Source organism: Rheinheimera sp., assembly GCF_020217005.1.
GTDB lineage: Bacteria > Pseudomonadota > Gammaproteobacteria > Enterobacterales > Alteromonadaceae > Pararheinheimera.
This window is the reverse complement of the sequence record NZ_JAIWOI010000349.1, coordinates 1-10,000: the sequence shown is the minus strand read 5'-3', so window position 1 is coordinate 10,000 and position 10,000 is coordinate 1. Positions and strand designations below refer to the sequence as shown.

The 10,000-nt window shown below is 46.5% G+C and carries 7 protein-coding genes; 2 read left to right on the top strand and 5 right to left on the bottom strand.

Annotated elements, in window-relative coordinates:
- Positions 1 to 758: iron-containing alcohol dehydrogenase (locus LDL40_RS17145; protein WP_300996672.1), on the bottom strand; the 758-nt coding region annotated here is incomplete at its 3' end.
- Between the two features lie 284 nt (positions 759 to 1,042).
- Here LDL40_RS17145 and LDL40_RS17140 point away from each other — a divergent pair.
- Positions 1,043 to 2,350: a Na+/H+ antiporter NhaC family protein gene (locus tag LDL40_RS17140; protein ID WP_300996671.1), complete on the top strand. Its 1,308-nt coding sequence runs from the start codon at positions 1,043 to 1,045 to the stop codon at positions 2,348 to 2,350.
- A 108-nt stretch (positions 2,351 to 2,458) separates the two neighbouring features.
- Here the strand turns inward: LDL40_RS17140 and LDL40_RS17135 are convergent, their stop codons facing one another.
- The 3 genes from LDL40_RS17135 to dnaK form a co-directional block, all read right to left on the bottom strand.
- Positions 2,459 to 3,265, bottom strand: coding sequence for a M48 family metallopeptidase (locus tag LDL40_RS17135; RefSeq protein WP_300996670.1), 807 nt, complete (start codon positions 3,263 to 3,265; stop codon positions 2,459 to 2,461).
- A gap of 126 nt (positions 3,266 to 3,391) precedes the next feature.
- Positions 3,392 to 4,525: a molecular chaperone DnaJ gene (gene dnaJ / locus LDL40_RS17130; RefSeq protein ID WP_300996669.1), complete on the bottom strand. Its 1,134-nt coding sequence runs from the start codon at positions 4,523 to 4,525 to the stop codon at positions 3,392 to 3,394.
- 100 nt (positions 4,526 to 4,625) lie between these two features.
- Positions 4,626 to 6,533, bottom strand: a complete 1,908-nt coding sequence (gene dnaK / locus LDL40_RS17125) for a molecular chaperone DnaK (protein ID WP_300996668.1) — start codon at positions 6,531 to 6,533, stop codon at positions 4,626 to 4,628.
- A gap of 244 nt (positions 6,534 to 6,777) precedes the next feature.
- Here dnaK and luxS point away from each other — a divergent pair, with 244 nt between their 5' ends.
- On the top strand, positions 6,778 to 7,284 hold the full coding sequence (gene luxS, locus LDL40_RS17120) for an S-ribosylhomocysteine lyase (protein ID WP_300996667.1): 507 nt from the start codon (positions 6,778 to 6,780) through the stop codon (positions 7,282 to 7,284).
- 71 nt (positions 7,285 to 7,355) lie between these two features.
- Here the strand turns inward: luxS and LDL40_RS17115 are convergent, their stop codons facing one another.
- On the bottom strand, positions 7,356 to 9,395 hold the full coding sequence (locus LDL40_RS17115; RefSeq protein WP_300996666.1) for a methyl-accepting chemotaxis protein: 2,040 nt from the start codon (positions 9,393 to 9,395) through the stop codon (positions 7,356 to 7,358).
- Between the last annotated feature and the right edge of the window lie 605 nt (positions 9,396 to 10,000).

The following is a 10,000-nucleotide window of genomic DNA, read 5'->3' as shown; positions in this document are numbered from 1 at the left end:
ATCAAACCGTTCAGTGCCATAGTTGCTGCCCACATCACATTGGCCCTGACATCATAGTTTTCCGGATCACGTAAGGCCTTTGGTCCCTCTTCAATCAGCACTTGTAATATAGACTCAGCAAATCTGTCCTGTACCGCAGCGTTGACCGGGTATGTCAGATATTGTTCCATCACATGGACAAAAGCGTCCACTACACCGTTGGAAATTTGTTTAGCTGGCAAACTGTAGGTAACTTTTGGATCCAAAATGGCAAACTGCGGATAGACGGCAGGGTGTGAAAATGCCAGTTTTTGCTGAGTGCTCTGTCGGGTGATGACTGCGTTGGCGTTACTTTCTGTGCCAGTCGCAGGTAAGGTCAGGACACAGCCCAGAGGCAATGCCGCTTTGATGCGCACTTTATTTTCTAAAATTGCCCAGCCGTCCTGCTCCATTAATGCGGCCGCTGCTATGTATTTACAGCCATCCACCACAGATCCGCCGCCGACTGCCAAAATAAAATCAATTTTTTCCGCCTTAACTAAAGCAACAGCTTTGCTTAGGGTTTCGTAACTAGGATTAGGTTCAATACCAGAGAACTCTGTATAACTATGACCTTTTAGCGCATCTGTCACTTGTTGATAGACGCCATTCTGTTTAATCGAACCTGCGCCATAAGCCAACAACACTTTACTGCCAGCGGGGATCAACTGACCCAATTGGCTAATTTGACCATCGCCAAACACAATACGGGTTGGGTTTTGGTAAGAAAAATTAAACATAGTAGCTCCGGTATGGAAAACAGAAAGTTAGTGGGTTATATGGGCCTAAAACCAATGAAGTTCAAGCGGTTTAGGTTTTTTCTTCTGTCATAGGCAAAATGCCTGAATTCAGTTAGGCTGATTTTAAGCAATTGAGACTCACCGTTTATTATGAAACTTGTGATCTGAAGCAATCATTTTTATTTGGTTGGCTATAGCTTAGTCAGCTTTAGTATTTGACAGGACTTCTGGACGTCTCTATATTCCGGAAAATTTTAAAACCTTTCAGGTTTAGAGGAAAACTCATGACATTATCGCAAAAACAGCAAGCACGTTTATCCTTGCTGCCCTTGCTGCTATTTGTTGCCTTATTCTTAGGCACGGGGCTTTATCTGCAGTCGCAAGGAGTTGACTATGCCTTTTATCAGTTGCCTGGGCCTGTAGCTATTATACCTGCACTGGTATTGGCGATTTTACTTTATAAGGCATCGCTTACCGAATCTATTGAGGTTTTGGTAAGAGGGGCTGGTAATAGCAACATTATTACGATGTGCATCATTTACCTGTTGGCGGGCGCTTTTGCTACAGTAGCTCAGGCCACTGGCGGCGTCGATTCTGTAGTTAATGCAGGTTTATCTTTGGTCCCGGCACAATTTTTATTGCCAGGATTATTTGTGATATCGGCCATAGTAGCGACAGCTATGGGCACCTCTATGGGCACTATCGGCGCTTTAGCGCCAATAGCCGTAGGTTTAAGCACTCAAGCGCAGTTAGAGCCCGCTTTAGTAGCAGGGGTGCTGTTAAGCGGCGCAATTTTTGGCGATAACCTGTCGATAATCTCAGATACTACCATAGCCTCTACCCGCACACAGGGTGCGGAAATGAAAGACAAATTCAGGGAAAATTTAAAAATTGCTCTGCCAGCAGCATTAGTTACATTAGCGCTTTTTGCTGTTCTAGCACAAAGCCAAACCGAAGTGACAGTCAAAGACTTTAGCTGGACTGGCGTTTTACCTTATGCCGCTATTCTAATTCTGGCGGTGGCAGGGATGAACGTATTCGCAGTTCTGCTGTTGGGCATAGTCCTGGCAGCCTTGCAAGGAGCAATATTGGCCGACTATCAACTGGCTAACCTGGGTAAAGATATATACAAAGGTTTTGGTTCAATGCAGGAGATATTCCTGCTGTCGATGTTGGTAGGCGCCTTGGGCGAGTTCGTAAAACAACAAGGCGGTTTGCAATATTTATCCAGTCATGTCACAGCTTTGGCTTTAAAACTGAAACTGGCAGGTAATAAAGCCCAGCAACTGGCGATTGCTGCTCTGGCTTTTGTCAGCAACCTTTGTATCGCCAATAATACAGTAGCCATAGTGGTGACTGGTGACGTCAGCAAAGACATAGCTCAACACCACCAAATCACGCCTAAACGCAGTGCTAGCTTATTGGATGTGTTTGCCTGTATTGCACAAGGCTTAGTGCCTTATGGCGCTCAGGCTTTGTTATTAGGAGCGAGCTTTGGCCTGTCACCATGGGATGTGGTCACCAACAGCTACTATTGTTTAATTCTCGCGGTGTTCGCTGTAGCCCGCATTCTCCTTGAAAAAATCGACTGAAAAGATTTTTAACATCGAAGCGCAGCGCCGATGGCCTGGACAAGCATGTTGCCGGACAGCAAAATGTAACAACCAGGCCAGCATTAAGCTGGACCTGTTATTTAAATTTTAAGCTTTATTACAGTTCGGCAAAGCACCCTGACTGCGGCGCTGCTGATAATAGCCTTCTGCAACTGCCATATGCTTATTTAACTCTTTAATTCTATTGTCCGGCACTGGGTGGCTGGATAACAACTGAGGCGTTGACCCACTGCCCTTAGCTGCCATATTTTGCCATAGCTTGACAGATTCAGTGGGGACAAACCCCGATTTAGCCATCAGTTCCAGACCCATAATGTCGGCCTCAGTTTCATGCGCTCTGCTAAATGGCAGAGCTATGCCCACTTGAGCACCTAAACCAAAAGCCGTTCTCATTTGTTGCTGGTATGGAGTACCCGCAACTGTTAACGCACTATCAGCCACTGTTAAAGCAGTCTGAATAAACTGGTCGCTGGATAAGCGTTCGTTGCTATGCCCCGCTATCACGTGCGCTATTTCATGACCTATCACAGCTGCAAGTTGCGACTGATTGTCCGCCACTAATAACAAGCCAGTGTACACACCCATTTTGCCACCCGGTAACGCAAAAGCATTGACCTGATCACTTTCAAACACAACGATTTCCCATGGGGTTTGTTGCCACTTTGCATCGGTATGCTTTAGCAGGTTATTGGCCACACACTGCACATACTGATTCACTTTTTTATTTTTACTGATCGGAGTTTCAGCCTTCATGCCTTCAAAAGTCTGAATACCCATAGCACTGAGTTTTTTATCATCAAATAACATCAGTTGGCGACGGCCAGTAGGAGACTGGGCGCAACTGGCGACTAACAAAGTAGTAAGTAACAATGGGAGTATTAACTTAGTACGCATCAAATAATCCTTCTTTTCGTACTTCAAACTGCGGCTAATAGAACTAAAAAAGCGGCAATAAGTTCAGTTATTGTGCGGCATCTGAAAAAAGAAAACCACCCGCAGGTGGTTTTCTTCGTTAAGGACTTAACCTGTTAAGTCGTCAAAAAATTTCTTCACACCATCAAAGAAACCTTTGGATTTAGGTCTGTGTTTGGCTTCACTGTCACCAGCCCAGCTTTCATCCAGCTGGCGCAATAAGTCTTTTTGCTTATCGCTTAAGTTGATCGGGGTTTCCACTACCACTTTACAGACTAAATCCCCGACACCACCACCACGCACCGACTGCACCCCTTTACCACGTAAACGGAACATTTTGTCGGTTTGGGTTTCGGATGGGATCTTCAGCTTGACGCGTCCATCTAAGGTCGGCACATCAATTTCACCACCTAAAGCGGCTGTACTGAAACTGATAGGCACATCACAATACAAGTTGTTGCCATCACGCACGAAGATAGGGTGATCTTTGACATGCACCTGCACATACAAGTCACCGGCTGGCGCACCAAACTGCCCCGCTTCACCTTCGCCCGCTAAACGAATACGATCACCTGTATCCACACCCGCAGGAATTTTCACCGACAGTGTTTTAGTTTTTTCTACGCGGCCATCACCATGACATTTAGTACAGGGATCCGGGATAATTTTGCCACGGCCACTACAGGTAGGACAGGTTTGCTGTACAGCAAAAAAGCCCTGACGCATAGTCACCTGGCCAGCGCCATGACAGGTTGGGCAAGACTTGGCTTGCGTGCCTTTTTTCGCACCTGAACCATCACAGACATCACAAGACACCCAGGTTGGCACTTTAATTTCAACTGACTTACCACGTACAGCGTCCTCGAGGTTTAACTCCAGGTTGTAGCGTAAGTCTGAGCCACGCTGGGCCCGGGATTGACCGCCACGACGACCACCACCAAAGATGTCGCCAAACACGTCGCCGAAGATGTCGTTAAAGTCACCACCGCCGCCAAATCCACCAGCACCACGGTTCGGATCCACACCAGCGTGACCATAGTTATCATACGCAGCGCGCTTCTGGTCATCCGACAGGATCTCATAGGCTTCTTGCACTTCTTTAAACTTCTCTTCCATAGCTTTATCGCCCTGAGTCCGATCCGGGTGATACTTCATGGCGAGCCGTTTATAGGCCTTTTTGATTTCTTTATCGTCAGCGCCTTTCTGGACGCCAAGCACTTCGTAATAATCACGCTTCGACATAACAACTCATCTTGATAGAGGAGCGACCGCACAAGGCGGTCGCTCAAATTAACTCTGGTATGGGGTGCATCTTAAAGATGCGCCCCCACAGACACAATGATTACTTGTTGTCTTTTACTTCTTCAAACTCAGCGTCCACTACGTCATCACCGGCTGCATTGCGAGCTTGTGGCTCAGCACCTGGTTGTTGCTGATTCGCCTGAGCGACTTCAGCCAGCTTTTGCGAAGCCTGCAGTAAAGCTTGAGTCTTAGCTTCAATATCAGCCTTGTCATTGCCCTTAATCGCACTTTCCAGTGCAGCAACAGCAGCTTCAATCTCTTGTTTGTCGTTAGTCGCTAACGCCGTGCCTACTTCTTCAATTTGCTTGCGGGTTGCATGCACTAAAGCATCAGCCTGGTTACGGGTCTGAACTAATTCTTCAAACTTCTTGTCTTCTTCAGCATTCAGTTCAGCGTCACGAACCATACGTTCTACTTCTTCATCTGTTAAGCCTGAAGAAGCTTTGATCGTGATCTTCTGTTCTTTACCTGTGTCTTTGTCTTTCGCAGACACATGCAGAATACCGTCGGCATCTAAATCGAAGGTGACTTCGATTTGAGGTTCGCCACGGCGAGCCGGACGAATACCTTCTAAATTGAACTGACCCAGCGACTTGTTGGCAGAAGCTTGTTTACGCTCCCCCTGCAGCACGTGGATAGTTACAGCTGACTGGTTGTCATCCGCTGTAGAGAAAGTTTGTGACTTCTTGGTTGGGATAGTAGTGTTCTTCTCAATCAAGGCAGTCATCACGCTACCCATAGTCTCGATACCTAAAGACAGTGGAGTTACGTCTAACAACAGAACATCAGTCACATCACCTGACAATACAGCCCCTTGGATCGCAGCACCTACAGCGACAGCTTCATCCGGGTTCACGTCTTTACGTGGCTCTTTACCAAAGAAGGCTGTTACCGCTTCCTGAACTTTCGGCATACGAGTCTGACCACCGACCAGGATGATGTCGTTGATTTCACTTACAGACAGGTCAGCATCTTTTAATGCCTGCTTCAGCGGCTCAATAGTGCGCTGAATTAAGTCATCTACCAAAGACTCCAGCTTAGCGCGGGTTACTTTGATGTTTAAGTGCTTAGGACCAGTCGCATCTGCGGTAATGTACGGCAGGTTTACTTCAGTCTGAGAAGCAGAAGAAAGTTCGATCTTAGCTTTTTCGCCCGCTTCTTTTAAGCGCTGCATCGCCAGTGGATCGTTACGCAGGTCAATGCCCTGCTCTTTTTTGAACTCGTCGACGAGGTAGTTGATCACACGAGAGTCAAAGTCTTCACCACCTAAGTGCGTGTCACCGTTGGTTGCTAATACTTCGAAGGTCTGTTCGCCATCAACATCGTCAATTTCAATGATAGAGATATCGAAAGTACCGCCACCTAAGTCATACACTGCAACTTTGGTGTCGCCTTTTTTCTTATCCATACCATAAGCCAGAGCTGCTGCTGTTGGTTCGTTGATGATACGTTTTACTTCTAAACCAGCAATACGACCGGCATCTTTTGTCGCCTGACGCTGCGCATCGTTGAAGTAAGCCGGAACTGTGATTACCGCTTCAGTTACTGGCTCGCCCAGGTAATCTTCAGCAGTTTTCTTCATTTTTTTCAGCACTTCAGCAGAAATCTGCGGTGCAGCTAATTTTTTACCTTTAACTTCAACCCAGGCGTCACCATTATCAGCCTTAACGATTTGGTAAGGCATGATTTTGATGTCACGCTGAACTTCAGCATCTTCAAAACGACGACCAATCAAACGCTTAATTGCGAACAAAGTATTTTTTGGGTTAGTCACAGCCTGACGTTTGGCTGGCTGGCCCACTAATACTTCGCCGTCTTCGGCATAAGCGATGATGGAAGGAGTGGTTCTGGTACCTTCAGCGTTTTCAAGAACGCGTGGCTGGTCGCCATCTAAAATAGCCACACAGCTGTTTGTTGTACCTAAGTCAATACCAATGATTCTACCCATAACTACTCTCCGCTTATTAATCTGTACAATTAAAATTGTGTTGACCAGTTAATGGGGTTTATCCCTATTCGATTCAAGGTTATTTTTTTAAAAAAATTTACCGTTTGTGCGATAAATAAGCAAAAGCCGCGTTTGAAGGGTGAATAGCTCTTAAACTAAGGCGTTAGAACAGAAAAGCATTTAACCCAAAAAGCATTTGCGGCGTATAATCCTGCTCAATTGCTTGCACACTGAGAGAACGATTATGCCTTTATTAGACAGCTTTACCGTAGACCACACCATTATGAAAGCACCTGCTGTACGTGTGGCTAAAAAAATGAATACACCCAAAGGTGATGACATCACTGTATTTGATTTACGTTTTTGCGTGCCTAACGAAGAAATACTGTCAGAAAAAGGCATTCATACACTAGAGCATTTATTTGCTGGTTTTATGCGTGACCATTTAAATGGTGACGGCGTAGAAATCATCGATATTTCCCCAATGGGCTGTCGTACAGGTTTTTATATGAGCCTGATTGGTACACCGGACGAACAGCGTGTAGCAGCAGCCTGGAAAGCCGCTATGGCGGACGTACTGACAGTGCAAAACCAATCTGAAATTCCTGAGCTGAATATTTATCAATGTGGTACAGCCCAGATGCATTCTTTAGCCGAAGCTAAAGAGATTGCCCAGAACATCATCAGCCGTGGTGTTGGCGTGAATTTAAATGACGAGTTAAAACTTTCTGCGGAGTTTTTAAAGCAATAAGTCATTCGTTTCAATAAGAAAAAGGCCACTGCTACCCAGCGCAGTGGCCTTTTTAGTTTTAGCTCGGAGTGTTAATTCAGCTTAAACTGGCCCGTAATGGTTTTCAGTTGCTGGGCTGCCTGATTCAGCACATTTGACTCCGTATTCAGCTCAGTGGTGTGAGACGCCGTACTGTCCATTAACTGCGTGATATGGAGGATATTCAAATTAATATCCTCTGCCACTACACCTTGTTGCTGTGTTGCAACTGCAATAGCTGCACTTTGTTGTTGTACTACTTCAATAGCCTGCCCTATAGCGTCTAGTGCGCTTTGCATCGATGTTGCCCGCTCAGAGCTTAACTGTGTTTGCTCGCGCCCTTGTTGCATCTTCGTCTCAGCGTCCTTGGCTATAGCCTGCAGCTTTTCAACCATAGTACGGATATGTCCGGTGCTTTCACTAGTTCTGCCCGCCAGTGAGCGAACTTCATCAGCAACCACGGCAAAACCACGACCTTGCTCACCAGCCCTCGCAGCCTCGATAGCTGCATTCAGTGCGAGTAAATTGGTTTGATCCGCTATGGCTTTAATCACATCAACAACTGCACCTATGTTTTCAGATTCCTTCGCCAATCCAATCACTACATCAACGGCTTCGGTCATAGTATCAGCCAACAAGCTCATATCCTTCACTGCCGCCAGTGATAATACAGCCCCCTCTATGCCTCGTTGCTGGGCTTGTGATGCAGCAGAACTGGTTTGCTGCGCGTTATGGCTGATTTCCTGCACTGTAGCCGACATTTGTGTAACAGCAGCAGAAACGGCGTCTATTTGCAGCTTGTTACTCTGAATTTCAGCGTCAGTCTGAGCTGCGACCTTATTTAGTTTTTGACTGGATTGATGCACCAAAGCAGACTGCTCTGAAGTACGTTGCAAGGAATGTCTTAACTTACTGATAAAGGTATTAAAATGAGCAGCCAGAATCCCGACTTCATCTGAGCTTTGAATGGCCAGAGTTCGGGTCAAATCGCCTTCGCCGCTGGCGATATCTTTCATCGCCATTGTTAAATCAGATAAAGGCCGGATAATGCGTTGTGTGGTAATTATCACTACAACTGTAATCACGGCAAGCATTAACAAGGTTGCAAACAAGGCCCAGGCTGTAGCCTGCTGTACTGGAGCTTCAATCATTTCTGCTGGTATCAACAAACCTACCAGCCAGTTCATCTTCGGAAACTCGAGACTGACAGGCCGATAAGACACATAATAACTTTTGCCTGACAAGCTGACTTTAGTAAAACCAGATTTTTGCTCTTTGGCGGCTTGTTCCAGCGCCGAGAAACCTGTTGTATCGGCAATATTTTTATCTAACAGGGCCAGCGGATCATTGGCTTTGATATCAACTCCTGCCGCTTTAGAGAAATGCACGACCTGCCCCACGCTATCAAGCAAAAATGGCAAGCCTTCCCCCTGATAACGGATGCGTTCAACCTGTTCACCCAGCTTATCCAAATGTAGATCCAGACCTCCAACACCTAATAAAGTACCGTCAGGCAAATACACTGGCCCTTCGACCACTGCGGATACAATACCCGTAGTGAAATCGGCAGAAGGCGAGCCCACAAAAAACTTATTATGTTCAAGGCTTAGCTTGTACCAGGGACGCTGGGTGGCAAAATAGCCTTTGCTGAGATCTCCTGCATCAGGACCTTCTTTGTCCACACCTGTTCTTGAATTTTCTCTGAAGTATTCAGCAGTGCGATCCAGTGCAAAAAATGCTGAAAGTATATTGGGATCCCGTTCACTGATCTTAATAAAACTGCTGTTGATGTCTTGATATCCAGGCACTGAGTTCAGTTCTGCATTACGGGCCGGATAAGCCTGAAACCAGGCCTGAAACTGTGGAGCTTCCAGAAAAGTCCGGGCCACCTGAGCATACTGAGCGAAAAATTTACCTATGTTCACCGATTCAGTAGTGACTAAAGAGTTTACTTCAGCCTGCACTTGCTGGCGGGTCAGTTGACTCAAATGATTTACAGTAAACAGCGCAGAAAGTACTAAAAGTACAGCTACTGAACCACCTACCGCTATTAATAATTTTTGTTTGATGGATAGATTTTTAATGTACGACATAGCTGCCCCCAAATGGATACAACACTATAAAAACATAAAGCAGCTGGTTTTACCACTGAATTTATTTTGATAACTAAATGAATTTAATCAATGATTTAGATGTATCAGATTGGTGCGTTTGGGTGAGTTTTTTTAGTGCATTTGGGTGGTTTTGGGGAGGGGGATTTGCGGCGTTGGGAATGAGTTGAGCCAGATTGGCTCTGAATTGGGGGGCGGTGAGGAGACAGGGGCCGTCTTGTCCGCCTGGCGGTGAACTACTTTATTGCGGGCGTCCTGCCCTCCACCCTTCGGGCCGGCTTCGCCGTTCAAAAACGTTCCGGACGTTTTTGTGCTCACCCATCCCTGGGGTTTGGGTCAGGCGACAGCGGACCGTCTTGTCCGGCCGCTCGCAGAGCTCGTGGCGTGAAACAGGCGTGACGCAAAACTGTTTGCGTCCCGTTTTTCCTGTTTCACCCTAGCGACCGCCTGTGCAACGCAAATAAAAAACCCCGCTCAGTGAGCGGGGTTCTGTATTTGGGAGCCTGGCGGTGAACTACTCTCGCATGGCATCTGCCACACTACCATCGTCGCGGCTGCGTTTCACTTCTGAGTTCGGAATGGAGTCA

Bases quoted from the DNA above. Each gene is read 5' to 3' on its own strand.
- LDL40_RS17135 (WP_300996670.1), bottom strand. From the start codon at position 3,265: ATGCGTACTAAGTTAATACTCCCATTGTTACTTACTACTTTGTTAGTC.
- LDL40_RS17115 (WP_300996666.1), bottom strand. From the start codon at position 9,395: ATGTCGTACATTAAAAATCTATCCATCAAACAAAAATTATTAATAGCG.
- luxS (WP_300996667.1), top strand. From the start codon at position 6,778: ATGCCTTTATTAGACAGCTTTACCGTAGACCACACCATTATGAAAGCA.
- LDL40_RS17140 (WP_300996671.1), top strand. From the start codon at position 1,043: ATGACATTATCGCAAAAACAGCAAGCACGTTTATCCTTGCTGCCCTTG.
- dnaK (WP_300996668.1), bottom strand. From the start codon at position 6,533: ATGGGTAGAATCATTGGTATTGACTTAGGTACAACAAACAGCTGTGTG.
- dnaJ (WP_300996669.1), bottom strand. From the start codon at position 4,525: ATGTCGAAGCGTGATTATTACGAAGTGCTTGGCGTCCAGAAAGGCGCT.